Genomic DNA, 20,810 nt, shown 5'->3' with positions numbered 1-20,810 from the left:
ATCCCTTCTGTGGCGAGCCACGGTTCAGAGGACCTTGGAGAGGAACGCCCGCGTCCGCTCGTGCTGCGGCCGGTCGAGTACGTCGTCGGGCGCGCCCTGCTCGACGATCCGCCCGGCGTCCATGAAGACCACGGTGTCGGCGACCTCGCGGGCGAACCCGATCTCGTGCGTGACGACGATCATCGTGGTGCCCCGGCCGGCCAGGTCCTTGATGACGTCGAGGACCTCGCCGACCAGTTCGGGGTCGAGCGCGGAGGTGGGTTCGTCGAAGAGCAGCAGCTTGGGTCCAGAGGAGTACCGCACCCCGTCCAGCGGACGGTCGAGGGCACCGAGGTCGAGCCGGTCGGCGGGGTCGGGCACGGCGGACGCGACGAGCACCTCGCGCTCGGCGGTGTCGGCGGCCGCGTACTTTTCCTCGAAGTCCGCCCAGGCGACGGAAGTCCGGTCGGGGTGAGCCGCGAACAGCCGGTGATAGTGGGCGAACCCGAGTTCCTTCTCCACCAGCGGCCACACGTCGCGCCGGAAGTCGAAACCGTCCGGCCGGGCGAGCAGCGCGTCGACGTCGGCGGGGCCGAAGAAGCGGGGCAGCGGCGGGCGTTCACCGCCGAAGTCGTAGCCGATCTTGGAGTGGTACGGCACTCCGCGCCGCGAACCGAGTACAGGACCGGCTCCTGTCCCGACTAAACGTACGTGTCCCCCTCGTACCGCCCGCCCCGCCCCTCCGTCAGCAGCACCATCAGGTCGACGAAGGCGAGCCCGAACCGCGGACGAGGACGGGTTCGCCGGCCTTCAGCGGGGACAGGTCGCTGTCGGCGGTGAAGTCCGGCGGCAGGTGCACCAGGCCATGGGTGCGGGCGTAGGCGGCCAACTCGCCCTGCTCGCCGTCGAGTTCGGCGTCCAGGTGCCCCAGGGCGAGCACCACGAGGTCGGCGGGGAGCGGACGCGGGCGGCCCTCCAGCCACACCTGCTGGCGGCCCGCGCGCGGACGGCGGTGACGCGCACGGCGCGCCGCGGGTGGTGGTGCACGGTGATGCCCAGGGGCAGGGCGGCCACGGCCCGGTCGTACACCCAGCGCAGGTAGGCGCCCTGGATACGACGGTCGGCGAAGGTACGGCCGTCCAGGCCCGCCCACTCGTGCAGGTCGGGCCCTCGCGCACCGGCCCGGCCATGTCCACCGTGTCGTCGGTGAACATGGTGACGTCCTCGGCGTGCGAGTTCATCCACAGCAGCGGCGACTGCGCCGCGCGCCAGATGCGTCCGGCACCCGGCGGATGGGGGTCGACGAGGTGGATGTCGAATCCCGAACCGGCATACAGCTCGGGCGCGTTGGCGGCGATGCGCTCGATCAGACCGGTCCCCCGCGGCCCGGCCCGACGATCACCAGCGACGGCCGGTGGGTGGTCATCGGGTGCGCTCCGAACCGCGCGCGTAGTGCTTCTCCACGTAGTACTGGCCGACGCTGAGCACCGAGGTGACGAGGGTGTACCAGATCGTGGCCACCATCAGCAGCGGGATGACCTGGTAGGTGCGGTGGTAGACCAGTTGCACCGAGTACAGCAGGTCCTGGACGGCGATGACGCTGACGATGGAGGTGCCCTTGAGGGTGCCGATCAGCATGTTCCCGGCGGGCGGCACGATGGCGCGCATCGCCTGCGGCAGTACGATCCGCCGCCAGCGGCGCCACCGGCTCAGGCCGAGCGCCTACGCGGCCTCGATCTGGCCGCGATCGACGGACAGGATGCCGCCGCGCACCACCTCGGCGGCGTACGCGGCCTCGTGCAGGGTGAGGCCGACGATCGCGACGGTGACCGGGCCGAGCAGGTTGACCGTCTTCACGCCGAGGATCTGCGGGTACAGCGCCCCGATGTTGAACCACAGCAGCAGCTGCACCAGGATCGGGATCGACCGGAACAGCCAGACGTATCCCCAACTCACCGCCCGCAGCACGGGGTTGGCGGACAGCCGGAACACGGCGAGCAGGGTGCCCAGCGCGAAACCGAGCGCCATGACGACGGCGGTCAGCCACAGGGTCAGCCACAGCCCGCGCAGCACGGAGTCCGAGGTGAACCAGTCGGCGACGACGTCCCACTGGAACGCCTGGTTGCGCACGACCGAGGTGAGCGCGAGGCCGAGCAGGACGAGGACGAGGGCGGCGGCCGTCCACTGGCCGAGCCGGCGCTGCGGGACGATTCGCAAGGCGCCCGCGTGCTCCGGTATCTCCGGTGCGACGGCTTGGGCGAGAGTGTCGGAGGACATGCGAAGGCTCCGTGATGCGTAGGTTCGAGCACGGGGTGGGTGCCTTCACACGGAGCGCGCGGTGTCGCCACGGCACGCGGTACGGCCGAGCCCCTCAGCAGGGCCGTTCGTCGAGAGTACGGGTCCGTTTGCCCTCGCTGTCAAGGCTGTCCATCATGTGAGCCGTACATCTCAAGTCGGTTGACGCGGAACCGGATGCCTGTTCCACTCGGCCCATGCATCCACAGCAGTGGCTGGTCACGCGCTCCCACATCGACTTCGGTCGCGTGTGGTCCTCTTCCTGTTGAGCCGACCCACTGCGCGCCCCTGATCCCGTGGGCGCCGTCAGCGTTCTCCCTCCTCGCCTTCACACGCGCACCCATCCCTCGCGCTCTTTGACGCCCTTTTGCTCCCAGGAGACCGCACACCATGCGTACGCCCACGCGTGCCCGCCGCCGCCTTTTCGTACCCTTTGCCCTGATCACCTCCGCAGCGCTGCTCCTCACCGCGTGCAGCTCCGGGTCGGACGGCTCCTCGGGGAGCGGTGCCGCGGGCGCCGCCGCCAAGGCCGGCACGATCCCCACCACGGACGTCGTCTCCGGCATCCGGAGGGACGAGGCGGCTGCAAGGCTGCTGCCGTCCGGGGTGTCGGGCCTCACCGTCGTCTACAGCGTCGGCGGCACCCCGCCCGGCACCACCTACCTGGACGACGGCAAGACTCTCACCGGCCAGGACGTCGACTTCACGAACGCCGTCGCCAAGGTGCTCGGCATCAAGCTCAAGACGCAGCAGGCGAGCTTCGAGGCGATCCTGCCCGCCCTCGACAGCGGCAAGTACGACGTCGGCGCCGGCAACTTCGACGTGACCGACGAGCGGCGCAGGACCATCGACTTCGTCACCTACATCAACGACGGCCAGGGCTTCGCCACCCGCGAGGACAGCAAGCTGGGCAAGGTCACCGACCTCAAGCAGCTGTGCGGGCTGAACATCGCCACCGGCGCGGGCACGACCTTCGAGGCCACGCTGGAGCAGAACAAGCACGTCTGCACGGACGCGGGCAGGCAGGCGTACGGCGTGCAGACCTACAGCGAGACCGGCGCGCTGTGGTTTTCGCTCCAACAGGGCCGCAGCGACGTCGTGATGTCCACCATCAACGGCCTGCGCTACGCCGTCGCCCACCAGACGGGCGTGAAGTTCCTCAACGAGTACCACCGCCTCGACGTCGGCTTCGCCTTCAAGAAGGGCACGAAGCTGGCTCCGGCCTTCCAGGCGGCGGTGAACAAGCTGATCGCCGACGGGACGTACGAGAAGATCCTGAAGAAGTGGGGGACGACGGGATCGGCGATCAAGAAGTGGCAGATCTTCGCCGCCGGAACTGAAGAACTAGAACAGGCCTCAGCAGTCGCAGCCGCAGTCGCAGCCACAGCCGTCACCGCAACTGCAGCAGTTCCCGCAGCACTCACAGCAGTCGCCGCAGTCGCAGTCACAGTTGCTGCACCAGCCCTCGCGTTTCTGCCGCGACCACGGACCCTCGAACTCGTCTGCGCAGCACGCCTTGCAGGTGCAGCACAGCCCGATGGCCACCGCGCACCCGGCCCAGAAGCCGCGCTTGCCCGGCCGTGGGGGCTCGCCGCCGAAGGGGTTGCCTCCCGTGTAGGGGTTGTTGGGGTCGTACGGGGTCTGCGGGTTCTGGGGTAATGGGGGGCCCTGCGGTGCGTAGGGGCCCTGCGGCGGCCCGAAGGCGCCCTCGGGCGCGTGCCCGCAGGACTCGGTGCCGAAGGCCCGGTCCACCGAGCGCCGCAGTTCGTGGGCGAGCAGCAGGTGGGCGAGCCGGCCGTCGGTGAACTCCACCTCGCGCAGGGCGAGCCGGATGCCGTGCACCGCGTCGTCGGCGAGCCGGCGGGCCTCGGCGAGCGAGGTGCCGGTCGCGGTGAGCGGGTTCCAGGCACCCGACGCGGCGTCGGCCTCCCGGTCCTCGACGGCGTCCAGGAGGTGCGCGAGCCGTCCGAAGAGACGCCCGGCCTCGGCGAGCGGCTCGGCATTGCCCGGCCGCCCGGCGAGGACCGCGGTGTGGGCGAAGGCCGCGGCGGTGGCGGTCTCGGTCGGTTCGGTGACCGTCAGGATCGGCGTCCCGGGCCCGGCGAGCGCCTCGATGCCGACCTGCCGGTCGACGGCGTCGACGAGGACGGCAGTGTCGAACCCGACGTCGGCCCCGGTACGGGCGCCCGCGCGCCCCCAGCTGTCGGCGACCCGGCGGGCGGCGAGCGCCACCGGACGGCGGGCCAGCAGCCCGTCGCCGTCGGCGACGTGGTCGCGTACCTTGGCCGAGGCGAGCACCAGCGAGACGGCCGCCGCGAGCCGCGCCCCCTCGCCCTGCGCGACTGAAGCGGTGCGCATGCCGCGCAGCGGACACGGGCCCGCTGTGCGCCGCCCCCTTTCGTTCTTCGCGACCTGAGCCTCCGTCAGAACGGATATGATAAGCCCGTCATAGTTCGTCACGACGCGCGCGAACTGTCCGTGGTCGCCGCGCAGCGCCAGGCACAGCCCGCACAAATGCGCCATCCACTGAGTCTTGAGACTCTCACCGAGCCGGTGGCGGCAAGGCCTGACAATTCCGAACACGACGATCCCCCGTGACGCGTACGACGTTGACTGCCGCATCGTATCGGCCACTTCGTTCACCCGTACGCACCGCACGTCACCCGTACGCCGCCTACAATCATATTTCACTCTCAGTCAGCAGCCGTTTACCGCCGTGCCCTTGGGAAACACGGGCTCTCGACGGATTCGCTGTGCACCAGTACCGTCACAAACCCCCCGCGCGGCGTCTATCCACTTGGCGCGCCATCCGCATCATGGATGACCATAGGGATGCGGAAAGCAAGAAAGACCGCTGCGAGAGGAGGCGTCCATGGGATCGGTACGCAAGGCGAGTGCGTGGCTCGGCCTCGTCGACGACAACGATGACGAGCGCTACTACGACGACGACTACTCCGAGGGCACCGAGTCCGGGGACGCCTGGGTCACGGACCCCCGGGTGAAGGTGGCCACGGACACGGCCGAGGACAAGGGCCGCCGGATCGGCACGGTGACCCCGGACAGCTTCCGCGACGCGCGCGCCATCGGCGAGCTGTTCCGGGACGGGGTGCCGGTCATCATGAACCTCACGGCCATGGAGGCCGCCGACGCCAAGCGCGTCGTCGACTTCGCGGCCGGGCTGGTCTTCGGCCTGCGCGGCTCCATCGACCGCGTGTCCAACCGGGTGTTCCTGCTCTCCCCCGCCGACACCGAGATCGTCAGCGGCGACCCGGCGGCGCATCGCTCGGACGGCTTCTTCAACCAGAGCTGAGGCAGGGCCGCGTACCGGCCCTGCCTCCTTGAGGCCTCACCGGAAGGCGTCGAGACCGGTGAGCGCCTTGCCCAGCACGAGCTGGTGCATCTCGACGGTGCCCTCGTAGGTGAGCACCGACTCGAGGTTGGTCGCGTGCCGCATCACCGGGTATTCGAGGGAGATCCCGTTCGCCCCGAGAACGGTCCGCGCCGTACGACAGATCTCGATCGCCTCTCGTACGTTGTTGAGCTTGCCGAAGCTGACCTGCTCGGGACGCAGACGGCCGGCGTCCATGCGCCGCCCCAGGTGGTGGGCGAGCAGAATTCCCTTGTGCAGTTCGAGCGCCATGTCGGCGAGCTTGGCCTGGGTGAGCTGGAAGCCACCGATGGGCCTGCCGAACTGCTCCCGCGACTTCGCGTAGTCGACGGCGACCTCGAAGCAGGAGCGGGCCGCGCCCATGGCACCCCAGACGATCCCGTAGCGGGCGTGGGACAGACAGCTCAGGGGTCCGCGCAGTCCGACGACCTCGGGCAGCACGGCGTCGGCGGCCAGCCGCACGTCGTCGAGGACGAGCTCGCTGGTGACGCTGGCCCGCAGGGACCACTTGTGCTTGATCTCCGGGGCGGAGAAGCCGGGGGTGTCCGTCGGCACGACGAATCCGCGGATGCCGTCGTCGGTCTGTGCCCAGACGACGGCGACGCCGGCGACGGAGCCGTTGGTGATCCACATCTTGCGGCCGTTGAGAACCCAGTCGGTGCCGTCGCGCTTGGCGTAGGTGCGCATGGAGGCGGGGTCGGAGCCATGGTCGGGCTCGGTGAGGCCGAAGCAGCCGATCACCTCGCCGGTGGCCATGCGGGGGAGCCACGTCTGCTTCTGCTCTTCGGAGCCGAACCGATGGATGGCGTACATGGCGAGGGAGCCCTGTACGGAGACGAGGGACCGGATGCCGGAGTCGGCGGCCTCGAGTTCGAGGCAGGCGAGGCCGTACTGGACGGCGGTGGCGCCGGCGCAGCCGTATCCGGTGAGCGACATGCCGAGGGCGCCGAGGGCGCCGAGTTCGCGGGCGAGGTCGCGGATGACGGGCAGTTCGCCGTTCTCGTACCACTCGGCGACGTGGGGCAGGACGCGGTCGGCGGCCCAGTTCCGTACGGTGTCGCGGATGGCCAGGTCCTCCGGGTCCAGGAGGTCGTCGATCCCGAGCGGATCGGCGGGGTCGAACGGGGGCAACGGGGGCAACTTCGAGGACGCGGACATGGGACACCCTCCGGCAACTGAAAACTAGCATCGCTAGTTGAGCGACTCGGCCCGACGTTACGACGCAGTGTCTCGCACGTCCACCCAGCCCGTAGGAGGCGGCTCAAGCCGAGACGCGGGGCCTTTCGACCTCCCGTTGGGCAGGCAGCTCCACCGCCGACCCCTCACACTGCATCACCCGCGGCAGGCGCAACGCCATCACCGCCCCGAGCAGCAGCAGCCCCGCACTCACCAGCAACGTCACATGCAGCCCGTGCACGAAGGAGTCCCGAGCCGCCCGCCGCAGGGCCACCCCCGCCGACCCCCCAAGCTGCCCGGCCACCTCGTACGCCTCCCCGAGCGAGTGCGACGCCGCCCCGGACGCCGCCGCCGGCACCCCCGGCACCCCCGCCAGCCCAGGCGCGTACGCCGCGTTCATCACGCTGCCCAGCAACGCGATCCCGATCCCCGCCCCCAACTGGTACGACGTCTCCCCGATCGCCGCGGCCCCGCCCGCCTGCGCCGGCGGCGCCTCGCTCAGCATCGACTCGTACGCCCCGAACAGGGTCGTCTCCAGACCGAAGCCCAGCAGCACGAACCCGGCCAGCAGCAGCCCGGCGTTGTCGTCCCCGCCCATCGCCGTCAGCACCACCACCGCGGCCGCCGTCAGACAGAACCCGAAGCACACCATCCGCCGCGGCCCGAACCGCCGCAGCATCCGCGCCCCCGCCAGCCCGGCCGCCATCGCCGCGAACGTCAGCGGCAGCAGTCGCAGCCCGGTCTCCAGGGGGGACAGCCTTAGCACCAGCTGCAGATACTGGGCCGCGATCAGCTCCAGCCCGACCAGCGCCAGCATCGCCAGCACGATGCACCCGACGGACGTACTGAACGCCGGCCGCGAGAACATCCGAAGATCGACCAGGGGATGCCGACGGCTCCCCTGCCTCCGTACGAAGAAGACCAGCAGCACGGACCCCGCCGCCAGCGGCACCAGGGTGAACACGCTCAACACCGGCTCCCCGCCGCCGAGCCGCTTCACGCCCAACACCGCGCAGAACAGCCCGGCCGCCGCCATCAGCGCGCCCACGACGTCCCAGGGACCTTCGCGGTCGCCGGTCGACTCGGGCAGCAGCAGCCGGCCCACCGGCAGGCTGACCAGCATCAGCGGGATGTTGACGAGGAAGACCGACCCCCACCAGAAGTGCTCCAGCAGGAAGCCGCCGAGCAGCGGCCCGACCGCCGCGCCCACCGCGGCCACGGCGCTCCAGACCCCGATCGCCAGCGCCCGCTCACCCCGGTTGGGGAAGACCTGCCGCAGGATCGACAGCGTCGCAGGCATGATCATGGCGCCACCGACGCCGAGCAGCGCCCGGGCGAAGATCAGCATCTGGGGGTTCGGGGCGAAGGCCGATACGGCGGAGGCGATGCCGAAGAGGGCGTAGCCGAGGAGCAGGATCCGCCTGCGGCCCGCCCGGTCACCGAGAGTGCCGAAGAGGATCAGCAGCGAGGCGCAGACGAGCGGGTAGGTGTCGACGATCCACAGCAGTTGGATGGCGCCGGGCCTGAGATCCTCGGTGACGGCGGGCACCGCCACGTGCAGCACGGTGGCGTCCACGGCGACGAGCAGCAGGCTGACGCAGAGGACGACGAGGACGACCCAGCGGTTGGCACCGGCCCCGGCCGCCCGACGGCGCAGCGCACCGGCGGCCGTGGTCGTCCCGGACATGTACGTACCTCCCAGATGAGCCCTCGCGGTCGGCGGGCCCGCGGGGTGGGGACTCCCCACGGCTCGGCCGGAGAGGAGCGGTCGTCTCCAGCCCGCGCAACGACGTGCGAGTGACTCGTCAGCGTACGCGAGTCCGCCCCGGTGTCGCGTGGCCCACCTCTCAGACCCCGTGCCGAACCCGTGTGGCGTGCGCCACCCCCTCCTCCGCCATCACGCCCCCGCGGCCGGTCCGGTTCCGTACGCGGTCGATAATCGAGCCCGTGACCGATCTTGAAACGCACGTGGCATCGGCCCGCCCCGGGGCCCTGCGCCGGGCCGCACCGGCGCTCCTCGGGTACGCGGCCGTCCGCGCCCTGGGCCTGATCGCCCTGGCCGCATGGAGTGCCGCGCGCGGCAAGAGCGCGTACACCCTGCTGACCGCCCGCTGGGACTCGCTCTGGTACACGCGGGTCGCCGGGCTCGGGTACGGCTACGAGGTGCGCCTCCCGAACGGGGACGTGCACTCCAACCTGGCCTTCTTCCCGCTGCTGCCCTGGCTGGAGCGACTGCTCGCCGCGGTGACTCCGTTGTCCTGCGCCGACGCCGGCTTCGTCGTCAGCCTCCTCTCCTCGCTCGCCGCGGCCTGGGGGATCTTCGCGGTGGCCGATCACGTGTACGGCCGCCGGGTCGGGATCTGCGCGGTGCTGCTGTGGGCGGTGCTGCCGGTCGGGATCGTGCAGTCGATGGCCTACAGCGAGTCGCTGTTCACGGCGCTCGCCGCCTGGTCACTGTACGCGGTGCTGACCGGCCGCTGGGTGACCGCGGGCGCCCTGGCCCTGCTGTCGGGGCTGACCCGGCCGGTGGGACTCGCCGTGGTCGCGGCGGTGTGGGCGGGGGCCATCACCTCGTTCGTGCGAACCCGGAGCGCGCCGGAAGCCCACGGCGCGGGCAATCGGACACGCGCCCCCGGACTCGACGCCCGCCGCGCCCTCGGCATGCTGCTCGCCCCCCTCGGTGCCGCCGGCTACGTCCTGTGGGTCGGCCACCGCACCGGCAAGGGCCCCCTCGGCTATCTCGACGTCCAGGCGGGCTGGCGCAACGGCTTCGACGGCGGCTACGCCTTCGCCCGCTTCGTCGCCGACAAGTTCACGTCGTTTCCCTCGGCCCTGGCCGGGCTCGGGCTGGTCGTCGGCGTCGGTCTGGTGATCCGGCTGTACGTCGTCGGCGTACGACAGGGCCAGCCGTTTCCGCTGCTGGTGTACTCGGGCGTCGTCACCTTGCTCGCCCTGTGCGCGTCGGGCTACTTCGGCTCGAAACCGCGCCTGCTGCTGCCCGCCTTCCCGCTGCTGCTGCCGCTCGCTCTGGCCCTGGCCCGGCTGCGTTCGTCCAGGTCTGCCCTGGTGGTGGGTGGTGTGGCGGTGGCCTCCGCGGTCTATGGGGCGTTCTGGCTGAACGGCTCCGGTCCGCCGTGATCGGCTCCGGTCGGCCGATGAGCGCCCGGACAATTCCACCCGAGCGTTCGGTTAACGAATTCATAAGCGCCGCAAAACGGCCCTCCGGAATGATCAAAGGAAATGAAGGACGCCGCGCGCGGGCATTGCGGAATCCATGGAAATAAACCCCCGCTGAGAGCAATCCCACATCACATCGTCATCACAAAGCCCGTGATTCGTCCGGGAACTGCGCTCACTCGCTGTAACGTCGATTGGGTGCGTACCGAACGAACCCTCACCCGCCTGGACCGGGTGTTCGCCAGGCTGGACCGTGAGCCGCAACGGCCGGCGCACATCGACGTGCCGAGGATGAGCCGACACCGGGTCGTGCTCTTCTCGGCGACCCTGGCCTTCTACCTGTCGATCGTCTGGGCCGTGGTGACGACCTCCTGGCTGGTCCGGCTCGACTGGCAGGTCATGTTCTTCCGGCCGTACCAGCAGTGGCCGCAGATCCACGCGTTCCTCGACTACTACGTGGTGCTGGGCCAGCGCGGCCCCACCGCCGTGATGGTCGCCGCGTGGCTGGGCTGGCGTTCGTGGCGGCAGCACACCCTCCGTCCGCTGGTCACCCTCGCCATGTCGCTGCTGCTGCTGAACATCACGGTCGGCGCCGCGAAGATCGGGATGGGGCGCCTCGGACCGCACTACGCGACCGTGATCGGCTCGAACGAGATGGGCCTGGGCGGCGATATATTCCCCAGCGGCCACACCGCCAACGCCGTGGTGACGTGGGGCATCCTGGCCTATCTGGCCTCCACCCCGAGGGCGCGGCGCTGGCTGTCGGCGCTGTCCGCGGTGACGGCGCTCGGCGTCGGCCTCACCACCGTCTACCTGGGTACGCACTGGCTGAGCGACGTGCTCCTCGGCTGGGCCGCGGGGCTGCTGATCCTGCTGGCGCTGCCGTGGTTCGAGCCGCTCATCGCCAAGTCCGAGGCCGGGCTCTTCGACCTGCGCGACCGCTGGCGCTCCCGTCGCCGCCGTCCGGCAGCGGTGCCCGCTCCGGCCGCCCCGGTCGGTGCGCCCGTGCTGCTCAAGCCGCGCGTCCCGGCGCAGGACGAGGCGCCGGTGGGCCGCGAGACGGTCGGCGCACCCCGCTCGGCCAGGACCCCGGTCCATCTCGCCCCGGGCCCGCACACGGCCCGCTCGGAGCGCACGCCGGTCACCCCGGTCGGCAGCCGACGGCCGCCGCACTCCGACCGCATCCCGCGCGGCACGACTTCGGCGGCCCGCCCCCTGACGGGCGGCTGATCTCCCCCACTGCTCAACGCGTGGGAGGTACCCGAAGGCAGCGGGGCCGGTACGCACCCTCCACCCCGCGGCGAAGGCCCCGGCTCCTGTCCTCGAGTTCCAGGAGCCGGGGCCTTCGCCGTCGTTCGCGGCATCACCAGCCGGGCGGGGTGCTTCGTCGGCGGCGGTGTCAGCCCTTCCACGCGCGGGCCACGTGACCGTCCTTGACCTCGAAGTTGAGCCGTCCGACCCGGTACTCCATGGTGATGATCGCGCCCGGCGACAGGGACCGCACTTTGGACCAGCCCCGTTCGCGCGCGAGCCGCTCGGCCCGCTGGGCCTCGAGGCCGACATACCCGTCCGGACTGTCCTGGGGCTCCGCTGGCGGAGTGGGAATCGGTGACATACCGCCACGCTAGGCGCTGGCCCGCGAACGTGGAAGTCCACGGTGGCACCAGGGGTCCCGCATCCCCCTCCTGTCACACTTCTGTCACAGCGGCACGACGCCCGTTCGGCCCGAACTCCGTCACGCGTACGGGCGGTTCCGTCCCCCTTCCGCGGGCATTCGAACGCAATTCCCGCGTGTCGGGGCGGCGCCTGGAAAAGCACGGCGGAAAGTGCCGGGAGAACCGATCCGGGCCGGTCCGGGCCCCTTTCCATTCCGAATCCGCGCGGGGCCACAGGAGCTGACGCAGCACAGGAATTTCACCGTTCCAGCACAGAACACCCGTACGCCCCCTGTCGGAGCGCGCGGCGGCGTGCGCATGATGGCGTAAGCCCGCGGGGAGTGCGACGCGGGCCGCGGCGGACCCGGGCGCGACGAGCGAAGGGGCGAGCGAGCGATGGGAACCCAGACCGATCCGGCCTCCGTGCGACCCGCACGGACCAGGCGACCCGGCCGACTGGTCGTCGACTGGCTGACCACCACCGACCACAAGAAGATCGGCCATCTCTACCTGATCACGTCGTTCGCGTTCTTCCTGATCGGCGGGATCATGGCGCTGCTGATGCGGGCCGAACTCGCCCGGCCCGGGCTGCAGCTGATGAGCAGCACCCAGTTCAACCAGCTGTTCACGATGCACGGCGCGATCATGCTGCTGCTGTTCGCGACCCCGAGCTTCGCGGGCTTCGCCAACGAACTGATGCCACTGCAGATCGGCGCCCCCGACGTGGCCTTCCCTCGGCTGAACATGCTGTCGTACTGGCTGTTCCTGTTCGGCGGCCTGATCGTGCTGGGGTCGCTGCTCGTGCCGGACGGGCCCGCCGCCTTCGGCTGGTTCGCCTACGCGCCGCTCAACAACTCCGTGCACTCCCCCGGCCTCGGCCCCGACCTGTGGATCATGGGGCTGGCGCTGGCCGGCTTCGGGACGATCCTCGGCGCGGTCAACTTCATCACCACCATCATCGGAATGCGCGCCCCGGGCATGACGATGTTCCGGATGCCGATCTTCACCTGGAACACGCTGTTCACGTCGATCCTGATCCTGATGGCGTTCCCGGTGCTGGCGGCCGCGCTGCTGGTGCTGGAGGCGGACCGCCGCTTCGGCTCGCAGGTCTTCGAGGCGGCCAACGGCGGGGCGCTGCTGTGGCAGCACCTGTTCTGGTTCTTCGGCCATCCCGAGGTGTACATCATCGCGCTGCCGTTCTTCGGCATCATCACCGAGATCCTCCCGGTGTTCAGCCGGAAACCGATCTTCGGCTATATGACGCTGATCGGCGCGACGATGGCGATCACCGGCCTGTCGGTGGTGGTGTGGGCGCACCACATGTTCGCGACGGGCGCGGTGCTGCTGCCGTTCTTCTCCTTCATGAGCTTCCTCATCGCCGTGCCGACGGGCGTGAAGTTCTTCAACTGGAGCGGCACGATGGTCAAGGGCTCGCTGTCCTTCGAGACGCCGATGCTGTGGGCGACGGGCTTCCTGGTGTCGTTCCTGTTCGGCGGGCTCACCGGGGTGATCCTGGCGTCGCCGCCGTTGGACTTCCACGTCACGGACTCGTATTTCGTGGTCGCGCACTTCCATTACGTCGTCTTCGGCACGGTCGTCTTCGCGACCTTCGCCGGCTTCTACTTCTGGTGGCCGAAGTTCACCGGGAAGATGCTCGACGAACGGCTCGGCAAGATCCATTTCTGGACGCTGTTCGTCGGCTTCCACACCACCTTCCTGGTGCAGCACTGGCTGGGCGCGGAGGGCATGCCGCGCCGGTACGCCGACTATCTCGCCGCGGACGGCTTCACCGCCCTCAACACCGTCTCGACGATCGGCGCGTTCCTGCTCGGGATGTCGACGCTGCCGTTCCTGTACAACGTGTGGAAGACCGCCAAGTACGGCGAGAAGGTCGAGGTCGACGACCCGTGGGGCTTCGGCCGCTCCCTGGAGTGGGCGACCTCGTGTCCGCCGCCCCGGCACAACTTCGTCACGCTGCCCCGGATCCGCTCGGAGTCCCCGGCATTCGACCTGCACCATCCCGAGCAAGCCGGTGAGGCTCCGCAGCCCGAGCCAAAGCGGCATCAAGCCGGTCACGGGCCGTCCTGATCGCCTCGGTCAGCTCGGCTGGCTCCAGCACCTCGAACTCCAGGCCCATCATCACGTGGACGACCATCACGTCGAGGCTCGCGGCGCCCGTGCGCAGGATGCAGGCGTCCGGCCCGTCGGCCTGAAGCGTCCCGGCCGAGGGCGAGATCCGCTCGGCGGCCTCGGCCAGCGGCACGAACAGCCGGATGACGGCGTGCGAGGCGTACGCGCGCGTGGAGACGCCCAGGGAGACGTACGCGGCGAGGTCGTCGGCGGGCGGGTCCGTGGGGCGAAGCGCGGGCCGTGCGGCGGCCTGGGGGTGATGCGGTCGACGCGGAACGTACGCCAGTCGTCGCGGTCGAGGTCCCACGCGACCAGGTACCAGCGACGCTCGGTGCACACCAGGCGGTGCGGTTCGACGGTCCGGCGGGTGGCGGCGCCGATGGGGGTCCCCCCGCTCGAGCCGGTTCGAGAGTGGGGGAGGCTGCGGTACTCGAAGCGCAGCCGCTCGGCGTCCCGGCACAGCTGGGCGAGCTCGGTCAGGACGGCGGGGTCGGCGGCGGAGGGCTGGGGGCCGCGCAGCATCGGCACGGTGAAGGCGTTCAGGGCGCTCATCCGGCGCCGCAGCCGGCTCGGCAGCACCTGCTCGAGCTTCGCCAGCGCCCGTACGGAGGTTTCGCCGATGCCCTCGATGCCCTGCCCGGCGGCGGTGCGCAGTCCGGCGGCGACGGCGACCGCCTCGTCGTCGGCGGGCTCACCGAGCGGGAGCGGCGCAGCCTCGCGCCCATCGCGCGGTTCACCACGGGCGGCTTCGGCTACAACGTCCTGCAGTCCACCCGCCCGCAGACCCTGTCCTACGCCCTCATCGACTCCCCCGTCGACCGGGACACGCTGCTGACGAACGTGATGCTGTACTGGCTGACCGGCACGGCCGGTTCGGCCTCGCGCGCGCGTGGTGCTCCTCGACGAGCCCGCGCAGGGCATGTCGCCGACGGTCGCGGCCCGCACGTACGACCTGCTGGCAGCACTCCACGCGTGCGTGGTGCTCGCCGAGCAGCGACTGCCGCCCGTGCTGCACGGCCGTCCGGCCGTGGTGTACGAACTGCACCGCGGCCAGGTCGTGTTCAGCGGCGAGGCGAGCGAGCTGCAGCGGCGTTCGAGCAACGGCGGATCGCAGCGGGGCTCGGGCCCGGGGCGCCCTTCCGGCTGACCACCGACGCATCCGGGCCGAGAGCCGGTCCGGATGACCGCCGACGTGTGCCCGGGCCGAGCCGGTCCGGCTGACCACCGACACGCCCCGGCCCGCCCCAACGGGTGGGCCCCGCCCGGCCGGCGGGCCGGGCGGGGCCTCGTGCCCGGCGCAGGGGGAGCGGCTCAGAGAGCGAGGCGCTGTCCGGGCACGATCAGGTCGGGATCACCGCCGATGACGGCCTTGTTGCCGGCGTAGAGCCGCTGCCAGGTGGTCCCGTGCCGGGCGGCGATGCCGCTCAGCGTGTCGCCCTCGCGGACGGTGTAGTCGCGGCGGGACGCACCGCGGTTCGTGTAGCCCGTCGCGCGTGCCGGCGCCTGCGACGGTTGCTGCGAGGGGGCTGCCTTCCGTGTCGTCTTCTGGGCCGACTTGTGCGTCGACTTGTGCGTCGACTCGGTCGTGACCGAACCCGACGCGGCCGCGGGTGCGCTGCCGTACGCCCCGGCCCGGGCCGAACAGACCGGCCAGGCGCCCCACCCCTGGGCCCGCTGGACCCGGGTGGCGACGGCGATCTGCTGGGTCCTGGAGGCCTGGTCGGCGGTGGGCGCGTACGCCGTTCCGCCGTAGGCGCGCCAGGTGCCGGCGGCGAACTGGAGCCCGCCGTAGTAGCCGTTGCCGGTGTTGATGTGCCAGTTGCCGCCGCTCTCGCACTGGGCGATGCGGTCCCACACTCCGCCGTCCGCCGCCTGGGCGTTGCCGGTCGCGGCCAGCAGCCCGAGCGGAGCGAGCAGGGCCGCCCCGGCGAGAACCGCCGCCGTCCGTGTCTTACGAGCGTTGTCGCGCGTGGTATCGGCACATTCGGACATGTAATTCCCTTTCGAAGGACTCGGGGTCCCCCAAGGCGGGGCGCACTTCCCGCGCATGAACGCGGTTGTTGCGCTCCGCCCCGTCCGCCGGAGGCTGTGCTGCGAGCCGACTTGGTGCGGTCGGCGGACGTACCCGAGCGGTGCTCGTTGCACACGGCCGAGGAATTTAGGGAGCATGGCGAGCCGGGATCAACCAACTCCCCGTCGCCCCAGGCCAGTTCGCCGTTACCCCAGGTATCGGCGATTTCCGGTCACCCACTTCATGCGCTGATTTCCTGATTTGTCGACCAGTGACGCCGTCCACCTGTGACTCACTTCACCTCGTCAAGGCCCTTTGATTTCCGAGGAGTTGACAAGGAGTGGCAGGTTCCGCACCAGGCGTGACCCTGTGCGTCCGATGGTTCGATTCCGTTCGCCGGAGGGCGTGACTCCCGCCACAGATCACCCGTTGTCTTCTTCATGAACCGGGGGCCCATCCGGTTCATGGGCCGGGAGCCACCCGGTCCCGCCACGCACCGCATCCCGAGGGAGCCACCGTGCCGCGCATGCTCGACGTCAGCGACGCCGTACGCGCCGAGATCGGCGACGAAGAAGCCGACCGGCTGCTCGCCGGAGAGAACGCCCCGGGCAGTTACGACTGCACGTCCTGCCGCACCCCGGGCGACTCCGAGCAGGAGCGCACCAGCACCGTCCTGTTCGTCGGGGACGAGACCGCCGTCCTCGCCTTCGCCCACGCCAGCTGCCTGCCCTCGCAGGTCATCCAGGTCACCGAGGAGCAGCTGCAGGGCGCGGTCCGCTCCATCAACGCCGGTTCCGGGGCCACCGATGCGGAGCCCCAGAAGGTCGTGCCCGAGCAGGCCGTCCTCGGCGTGACCAGCGGGCTCGTCCTAATCGCCGGGGAGTTGCACCCGGCCCTCGTCGTGGAGCCGACCGCGCCGATCGTGCGCCCGGGCACGACCGGCGCCGGTGACGACTTCCTGCCGCTGCTCATCGAGCAGGGCTTCCTGTCCGTGACCGACCTCGGCTCCGTGCCGCCCGTGCTGCACGGCTGGTCGGTGCTGCTGGCCGTGGGCCGGCTGCACGCCGTCCTCCAGCCCGGGACCAACGGGGGCCAGGCGGTGGCCTGGTGGCAGGCACATCAGCCGCTGCAGGTCACCGACGGGTGGCGGGCGGCCGCCAACAAGCACCAGCAGGTCATCATGCTCGCGGCGCCGGTGGGGTCCATCGGGCGGCAGCCCCGGGAGGACCTACTGCGGGCGGCTTTGGACAAGGCGGCGGCGAACGGGAAGCTGGTTGCGGCGGCGCTGCCCCTGGCCGGGACCTGAGCGCCCAAGGTCCGGGGGCTACGGCTCCGACGATGGCTACGGCTCCGACGGTGGCTGCGGGTCCCGACGGTGACTACTTATCCCGACGGTGACTGCGGATCCCGACGGTGACTGCGGATCCCGACGGTGACTGCCGGTCGTTCGTGGCTTGTCGCGCCCTCGCGGCGCAGCCGCGTGACGCCACAGTCACCGCGCCCCTTTTGGGGCGCTTCACAGCCGCATCCCTTCCGGTTCGGGGTCGTTTGGACATACGTGCACGCATATGACGTTCCCCGCCGCCAGTCCTATCAGCTGATCCCGTCCGCGCGGGTGGCGCAGGATCCTCCTAGCGGCCCATCGGCCACGCCGATCTACGACGCGCTCTACGCCGAGTACGTCAAGTCCTACCGAGCCCTGCCGGGTGACCGCAGCGGCGAGGAGGACCTGGGCTTCATCGCGTTCGGGAACCTCCCGCACGGCTCGGGCCCGCACAGTACAGGGTCGTACGGCTCCAGCGGATACAGCGCCTACAGCGCGGGGGCGTACAGCACCCGTCACGGCACCGGGCAGCAGCAGTCGCAGTGGCAGCGCGTCGGGACACTCGGGCGGCAGGACTCCGGGATGCACCACGTTCCGGCGGCATTGCCGCCCGCCCGGCGGCGCGGAATCTGACGTACCGGCGTGAAAAGGGCGGCCCCTGGACAGGGGCCGCCCTTTCCGTCGCCGCTGCGGCTACTTCTTCTTCGCGCCGCGCTTCTCGCGCACCCGCACCGAGATGTGGATCGGCGTCCCCTCGAAGCCGAACTCCTCGCGCAGCCGACGCTCGATGAAGCGCCGGTAGCCCGCCTCGATGAAGCCGGAGGCGAACAGCACGAACCGCGGCGGCTTGGTGCCGGCCTGGGTGCCGAAGAGGATGCGCGGCTGCTTGCCGCCCCGGATCGGGTGCGGGTGGGCGGAGATGAGCTCGCCGAGGAAGGCGTTGAGGCGACCGGTGGGAACCCGGGTCTCCCAGCCGGCCAGCGCCGTCTCGATCGCCGGGACCAGCTTCTCCACGTGCCGCCCGGTGCGCGCCGAGACGTTCACCCGCGGCGCCCACGACACCTGTGCCAGGTCGGTCTCGATCTCCCGCTCCAGGTAGAAGCGGCGCTCCTCGTCGAGGGTGTCCCACTTGTTGTACGCGATGACGAGCGCGCGGCCCGCCTCGACGGCCATGGTGATGATGCGCTGGTCCTGCACCGAGATGCTCTCGGAGGCGTCGATCAGCACGACGGCCACCTCGGCCTTCTCCACCGCGGCCGCGGTACGCAGGGAGGCGTAGTAGTCGGCGCCCTGCTGGAGGTGCACCCGCTTGCGGATGCCGGCGGTGTCGACGAACTTCCAGGTCTTGCCGCCCAGTTCGATCAGCTCGTCGACCGGGTCGCGGGTGGTGCCCGCCAGCTCGTTGACGACGACGCGCTCCTCGCCGGCCACCTTGTTCAGCAGCGAGGACTTGCCGACGTTCGGGCGGCCGATCAGGGCGACCCGGCGCGGGCCGCCGACGGCGGTGCCGAAGGTCTGCGCCGGGGCGTCCGGCAGCACCTCCAGGACGCGGTCGAGCATGTCGCCGGTGCCGCGGCCGTGCAGCGCGGAGACCGGGTACGGCTCACCGAGGCCGAGGGACCACAGGTACGCGGCGTCGGCCTCGCCGCTCGGGCCGTCCACCTTGTTGGCGCACAGCACCACGGGCTTGCCGGCCTTGCGCAGCAGTCGTACGACCGCCTCGTCGGTGTCGGTCGCGCCGACCTTGGCGTCGACGACGAAGACGACGGCGTCGGCGGCCTCGATGGCGTACTCGGCCTGCGCGGCCACGGAGGCGTCGATGCCGAGGACGTCCTGCTCCCAGCCGCCGGTGTCGACGACCTTGAAGCGGCGGCCCGCCCACTCGGCCTCGTAGGTGACGCGGTCGCGGGTGACGCCCGGCTTGTCCTCGACGACCGCCTCGCGGCGGCCGATGATGCGGTTCACCAGGGTCGACTTGCCGACATTGGGGCGGCCGACGACGGCGAGCACGGGCAGCGGCCCGTGTCCGGCCGCATCGATGGCGCCCTCGACGTCCTCGAGGTCGAAGCCCTCTTCCGTGGCGAGCTCCATGAACTCCGCGTACTCGGCGTCGCCGAGCGCCCCGTGCTCGTACTCGTGCTCAGCCGAGCCGTCGGGCTGGATCTGGTCGTTCATGAAGTCCGTACCTCGTCGTTCATCGTGGTGGTCGGTGGCGCACCCGCGCCGGGTGATCCACTACTCAAGTGTCGCCCAGCGCCCGGTGAGGCGCCCGGCGTTTTCCGGGCGGCCCGTCAGAGGCGGGTGCCCGGCTGACGGCCGGTGAGCCGTCTGGCGTGCTCCAGGTGGGCCGCGAGCTGCTTCTGGATGCGCTCGGTGGCCTCGTCCAGCGCCCTGCGCGTACGCCGGCCGCTCCCGTCGCCCGCCTCGAAGGGGTCGCCGAAGACGACGTCGACGCGGGAGCGCAGCGGGGGCAGCCGCTTTATCAACCGTCCGCGCCGCTCGGAGCTTCCCAGCACGGCCACCGGGACGACGGGGGCGCCGCTGCGGACGGCGAAGTACGCGAGCCCGGCGCGCAGCGAGGAGAAGTCGCCCTCGCCGCGGGTGCCCTCCGGGAAGATGCCGAGGACGCCGCCGTTCTCCAGGACGCCGAGGGCCCGGGTGATGGCGGTCCGGTCGGTGGTGTCGCGGTCCACCTTCACCTGACCGATGCCGGTCAGGAAGGGGTCGAGCGGACCGACGAACGCCTCCTTCTTGATCAGGAAGTGCACCGGCCGGGGCGCCACTCCCATCACCATCGGACCGTCGATGATGTGGGAGTGGTTCACCGCGAGGATCGCCGGACCCGTCGCCGGCACCTTCCAGGCACCGAGCACGCGCGGCCGCCACAGCCCGTACATCAGGCCGACGCCGATGCGCCGCCCGACCTCGGCGCCCCGCTCCGAGGGAAGGCTCACTTGGCGGCCCGCTTCTCCTCGACGAGCGTGACGACACACTCGACGACCTGCGCCAGCGTGAGGTCGGTGGTGTCCACCTCGACCGCGTCGTCGGCCTTCGCCAGCGGCGAGGTCTTGCGGCTGGAGTCGGCCGCGTCCCGCTTGATCAGGGCCTCGCGGGTGGCGGTGACGTCCGCGCCCTTCAGCTCGCCGCTGCGGCGGGCCGCGCGCGCCTCCGGGGAGGCGGTGAGGAAGATCTTCAGATCGGCGTTCGGCAGCACGGTGGTGCCGATGTCGCGGCCCTCGACGACGATGCCGGTCTTGGCGGAGGCGGCCAGCGAACGCTGCAGCTCGGTGATCCGGGCGCGCACCTCGGGCACCGCGCTGACCGCGCTGACCTTGGAGGTGACCTCCTGGGTGCGGATCGGTCCGGCGACGTCCACGCCGTCGACGGTGATCGTCGGGTGGGCCGGGTCGGTGCCGGAGATGATCTCGGGCTTGCCGGCCACGGCGGCGATCGCGGAGGGGTCGTTGATGTCGATCCCGTTGGTCACCATCCACCAGGTGATCGCCCGGTACTGGGCGCCGGTGTCCAGGTAGCTCAGGCCGAGCTTCGCGGCCACGGCCTTCGACGTGCTCGACTTGCCCGTGCCGGAGGGGCCGTCGATGGCGACAATCACGGGCTGGGCGGTCCGGGCGGCGCCGTTTTCCACAGGGGACACCTTCCTGGTGAAGGGTGGTG

Annotated in this window: 17 protein-coding genes and 6 pseudogenes; 9 read left to right on the top strand and 14 right to left on the bottom strand. The window is 70.9% G+C overall.

What is annotated here, in order from left to right; genetic code table 11:
* Positions 1 to 24: 24 nt before the first annotated feature.
* The 5 genes and pseudogenes from ABZV31_RS33280 to ABZV31_RS33260 all read right to left on the bottom strand — a co-directional run bounded on the left by ABZV31_RS33280 (position 25) and on the right by ABZV31_RS33260 (position 2,256).
* Positions 25 to 639 carry a hypothetical protein gene (locus ABZV31_RS33280; RefSeq protein WP_355900587.1) on the bottom strand — a complete coding sequence of 205 codons (615 nt, stop codon included), beginning with the start codon at positions 637 to 639 and terminating at the stop codon, positions 25 to 27.
* 97 nt (positions 640 to 736) lie between these two features.
* Positions 737 to 922, bottom strand: coding sequence for a hypothetical protein (locus ABZV31_RS33275; protein ID WP_355900598.1), 186 nt, complete (start codon positions 920 to 922; stop codon positions 737 to 739).
* A gap of 113 nt (positions 923 to 1,035) precedes the next feature.
* Positions 1,036 to 1,224 (bottom strand): annotated as a pseudogene (locus tag ABZV31_RS33270) (FAD/NAD(P)-binding protein); the annotation flags it as partial.
* Positions 1,225 to 1,226: 2 nt separating this feature from the next.
* Positions 1,227 to 1,316, bottom strand: a pseudogene (locus tag ABZV31_RS33265) (FAD/NAD(P)-binding protein); the annotation flags it as partial.
* 85 nt (positions 1,317 to 1,401) lie between these two features.
* Positions 1,402 to 2,256: pseudogene (locus tag ABZV31_RS33260) on the bottom strand (amino acid ABC transporter permease).
* Positions 2,257 to 2,664: 408 nt separating this feature from the next.
* On the opposite strand from ABZV31_RS33260, the pseudogene ABZV31_RS33255 reads away from it, so the two are divergent.
* A pseudogene (locus tag ABZV31_RS33255) lies at positions 2,665 to 3,622 on the top strand (ABC transporter substrate-binding protein).
* Between the two features lie 8 nt (positions 3,623 to 3,630).
* Here the strand turns inward: ABZV31_RS33255 and ABZV31_RS33250 are convergent.
* Positions 3,631 to 4,896, bottom strand: coding sequence for a DUF5685 family protein (locus tag ABZV31_RS33250; RefSeq protein WP_355900586.1), 1,266 nt, complete (start codon positions 4,894 to 4,896; stop codon positions 3,631 to 3,633).
* 250 nt (positions 4,897 to 5,146) lie between these two features.
* Between ABZV31_RS33250 and ABZV31_RS33245 the strand changes: the two genes are divergently transcribed.
* Positions 5,147 to 5,584, top strand: a complete 438-nt coding sequence (locus ABZV31_RS33245) for a cell division protein SepF (RefSeq protein WP_355900585.1) — start codon at positions 5,147 to 5,149, stop codon at positions 5,582 to 5,584.
* A 36-nt stretch (positions 5,585 to 5,620) separates the two neighbouring features.
* Here ABZV31_RS33245 and ABZV31_RS33240 read toward each other — a convergent pair whose 3' ends face one another.
* Both ABZV31_RS33240 and ABZV31_RS33235 read right to left on the bottom strand, forming a co-directional pair.
* Complete coding sequence (locus ABZV31_RS33240) at positions 5,621 to 6,820, bottom strand: acyl-CoA dehydrogenase family protein (protein WP_355900584.1); 1,200 nt, start codon at positions 6,818 to 6,820, stop codon at positions 5,621 to 5,623.
* Positions 6,821 to 6,923: 103 nt separating this feature from the next.
* Positions 6,924 to 8,525 carry an MFS transporter gene (locus ABZV31_RS33235; protein ID WP_355900583.1) on the bottom strand — a complete coding sequence of 534 codons (1,602 nt, stop codon included), beginning with the start codon at positions 8,523 to 8,525 and terminating at the stop codon, positions 6,924 to 6,926.
* Positions 8,526 to 8,785: 260 nt separating this feature from the next.
* On the opposite strand from ABZV31_RS33235, the gene ABZV31_RS33230 reads away from it, so the two are divergent.
* Positions 8,786 to 9,976, top strand: coding sequence for a hypothetical protein (locus ABZV31_RS33230; RefSeq protein ID WP_355900582.1), 1,191 nt, complete (start codon positions 8,786 to 8,788; stop codon positions 9,974 to 9,976).
* 237 nt (positions 9,977 to 10,213) lie between these two features.
* Positions 10,214 to 11,245: a phosphatase PAP2 family protein gene (locus ABZV31_RS33225; RefSeq protein ID WP_355900581.1), complete on the top strand. Its 1,032-nt coding sequence runs from the start codon at positions 10,214 to 10,216 to the stop codon at positions 11,243 to 11,245.
* A gap of 169 nt (positions 11,246 to 11,414) precedes the next feature.
* Here ABZV31_RS33225 and ABZV31_RS33220 read toward each other — a convergent pair whose 3' ends face one another.
* Positions 11,415 to 11,630: an I78 family peptidase inhibitor gene (locus ABZV31_RS33220; protein WP_355900580.1), complete on the bottom strand. Its 216-nt coding sequence runs from the start codon at positions 11,628 to 11,630 to the stop codon at positions 11,415 to 11,417.
* Positions 11,631 to 12,066: 436 nt separating this feature from the next.
* Here ABZV31_RS33220 and ctaD point away from each other — a divergent pair, with 436 nt between their 5' ends.
* The gene (gene ctaD / locus ABZV31_RS33215; protein WP_355900579.1) at positions 12,067 to 13,758 is read left to right on the top strand and encodes a cytochrome c oxidase subunit I; all 1,692 of its coding nucleotides are present in this window, start codon (positions 12,067 to 12,069) and stop codon (positions 13,756 to 13,758) included.
* Here ctaD and ABZV31_RS33210 read toward each other — a convergent pair.
* Positions 13,640 to 14,484, bottom strand: a pseudogene (locus ABZV31_RS33210) (WYL domain-containing protein); the annotation flags it as partial. The gene ctaD and the pseudogene ABZV31_RS33210 sit on opposite strands and share 119 nt — an antisense overlap.
* Positions 14,485 to 14,532: 48 nt before the next feature.
* Between ABZV31_RS33210 and ABZV31_RS33205 the strand changes: the two are divergent.
* Both ABZV31_RS33205 and ABZV31_RS33200 read left to right on the top strand, forming a co-directional pair.
* A pseudogene (locus ABZV31_RS33205) lies at positions 14,533 to 14,685 on the top strand (epoxide hydrolase); the annotation flags it as partial.
* Positions 14,686 to 14,719: 34 nt separating this feature from the next.
* Positions 14,720 to 14,947 (top strand): hypothetical protein, encoded by a 228-nt coding sequence (locus ABZV31_RS33200; protein WP_355900578.1) that lies wholly within the window; start codon positions 14,720 to 14,722, stop codon positions 14,945 to 14,947.
* Positions 14,948 to 15,111: 164 nt separating this feature from the next.
* Here ABZV31_RS33200 and ABZV31_RS33195 read toward each other — a convergent pair whose 3' ends face one another.
* Complete coding sequence (locus ABZV31_RS33195) at positions 15,112 to 15,792, bottom strand: transglycosylase family protein (protein WP_355900577.1); 681 nt, start codon at positions 15,790 to 15,792, stop codon at positions 15,112 to 15,114.
* A gap of 536 nt (positions 15,793 to 16,328) precedes the next feature.
* Between ABZV31_RS33195 and ABZV31_RS33190 the strand changes: the two genes are divergently transcribed.
* Positions 16,329 to 17,117 carry a hypothetical protein gene (locus ABZV31_RS33190; RefSeq protein ID WP_355900576.1) on the top strand — a complete coding sequence of 263 codons (789 nt, stop codon included), beginning with the start codon at positions 16,329 to 16,331 and terminating at the stop codon, positions 17,115 to 17,117.
* Between the two features lie 252 nt (positions 17,118 to 17,369).
* A complete protein-coding gene (locus ABZV31_RS33185; RefSeq protein ID WP_355900575.1) occupies positions 17,370 to 17,768 on the top strand; it encodes a hypothetical protein in 399 nt (132 codons plus the stop codon).
* Between the two features lie 60 nt (positions 17,769 to 17,828).
* On the opposite strand, the gene der is transcribed toward ABZV31_RS33185, so the two are convergent.
* The 3 genes from der to cmk all read right to left on the bottom strand — a co-directional run bounded on the left by der (position 17,829) and on the right by cmk (position 20,781).
* Positions 17,829 to 19,310, bottom strand: a complete 1,482-nt coding sequence (der, locus tag ABZV31_RS33180; protein WP_355900574.1) for a ribosome biogenesis GTPase Der — start codon at positions 19,308 to 19,310, stop codon at positions 17,829 to 17,831.
* A gap of 116 nt (positions 19,311 to 19,426) precedes the next feature.
* On the bottom strand, positions 19,427 to 20,128 hold the full coding sequence (locus tag ABZV31_RS33175; protein ID WP_355900573.1) for a lysophospholipid acyltransferase family protein: 702 nt from the start codon (positions 20,126 to 20,128) through the stop codon (positions 19,427 to 19,429).
* Positions 20,086 to 20,781: a (d)CMP kinase gene (gene cmk, locus ABZV31_RS33170; RefSeq protein ID WP_355900572.1), complete on the bottom strand. Its 696-nt coding sequence runs from the start codon at positions 20,779 to 20,781 to the stop codon at positions 20,086 to 20,088. The genes ABZV31_RS33175 and cmk overlap by 43 nt, the downstream gene beginning before the upstream one ends.
* Between the last annotated feature and the right edge of the window lie 29 nt (positions 20,782 to 20,810).

This window comes from Streptomyces sp. NPDC005202, assembly GCF_040608235.1.
Lineage (GTDB): Bacteria > Actinomycetota > Actinomycetes > Streptomycetales > Streptomycetaceae > Streptomyces.
The sequence above is the reverse complement of the archived record's forward strand: the minus strand, read 5'-3'. Positions and strand labels throughout refer to the sequence as shown.

Excerpts from the sequence above, each read along its gene's own strand:
- ABZV31_RS33250 (WP_355900586.1), bottom strand. The coding sequence starts at position 4,896 with ATGCGGCAGTCAACGTCGTACGCGTCACGGGGGATCGTCGTGTTCGGA.
- ABZV31_RS33245 (WP_355900585.1), top strand. The coding sequence starts at position 5,147 with ATGGGATCGGTACGCAAGGCGAGTGCGTGGCTCGGCCTCGTCGACGAC.
- ABZV31_RS33240 (WP_355900584.1), bottom strand. The coding sequence starts at position 6,820 with ATGTCCGCGTCCTCGAAGTTGCCCCCGTTGCCCCCGTTCGACCCCGCC.
- ABZV31_RS33235 (WP_355900583.1), bottom strand. The coding sequence starts at position 8,525 with ATGTCCGGGACGACCACGGCCGCCGGTGCGCTGCGCCGTCGGGCGGCC.
- ABZV31_RS33220 (WP_355900580.1), bottom strand. The coding sequence starts at position 11,630 with ATGTCACCGATTCCCACTCCGCCAGCGGAGCCCCAGGACAGTCCGGAC.
- ctaD (WP_355900579.1), top strand. The coding sequence starts at position 12,067 with ATGGGAACCCAGACCGATCCGGCCTCCGTGCGACCCGCACGGACCAGG.
- ABZV31_RS33200 (WP_355900578.1), top strand. The coding sequence starts at position 14,720 with ATGTCGCCGACGGTCGCGGCCCGCACGTACGACCTGCTGGCAGCACTC.
- ABZV31_RS33195 (WP_355900577.1), bottom strand. The coding sequence starts at position 15,792 with ATGTCCGAATGTGCCGATACCACGCGCGACAACGCTCGTAAGACACGG.
- der (WP_355900574.1), bottom strand. The coding sequence starts at position 19,310 with ATGAACGACCAGATCCAGCCCGACGGCTCGGCTGAGCACGAGTACGAG.